Source organism: Thalassobacterium maritimum, from assembly GCF_031127805.1.
In the GTDB taxonomy this organism is placed as follows: Bacteria; Verrucomicrobiota; Verrucomicrobiia; order Opitutales; family Coraliomargaritaceae; genus Thalassobacterium; species Thalassobacterium maritimum.
On record NZ_JARXHW010000215.1, the window covers coordinates 1 to 572 of the forward strand.

Here is a 572-nt window from a genome sequence, read left to right on the forward strand (position 1 = left end):
GTTGATAACCTTATATGGTGAAAGTCCATTGTGAAAGACCTGAATAACAAATCAATCACTAGAGAAGCACAAGTGCGTAATCGCGAGGTTACGTGTGAAAGCAGTGTGGATCAAACCGACGAGCTGATGCACAAAAACGTCATAGGAGGCGCGAACGGCGGGCGAGTGAGCCCAGGATTGCGAAGCCCATCAGGTCAGACCAGAAGCGTAAATGACGCAGTTGTGTCGGGAAAGGGTATCAACTTATCCGGGGAGGCCTCCAACAGTGGCTCGTCAGAGCTTCAATCTGCTCATGAGATGGCGAGCAGCGCCGCCAGTGATGGTGGAGTGATCACCGATGGAGGAGTCAGCAGAAGGCATATTAGCCGCGGAGATGAGCTTGCTGAAGGCAGGACGGACTCACGAAGCGGTGAAGGCCTGAAATACGTATGGCAACCGGACTTGCCTCTGGAACCCACCCATAAACGCCGACCGGCGCGCGGGCAAGGGGAGCCAGGGCAATACAGCCGGTTGCAGCCCGAGCTACTGGAGGCAATCTTCAGTAGCACGAACCTCGAAGCGGCGTATCGCCG

Annotated in this window: 1 protein-coding gene; it reads left to right on the forward strand. The window is 55.4% G+C overall.

The window, feature by feature from the left end; translation table 11 throughout:
* Positions 1-297 precede the first annotated feature (297 nt).
* Positions 298-572: hypothetical protein (locus QEH52_RS20090; protein WP_308952751.1), on the forward strand; the 275-nt coding region annotated here is incomplete at its 3' end.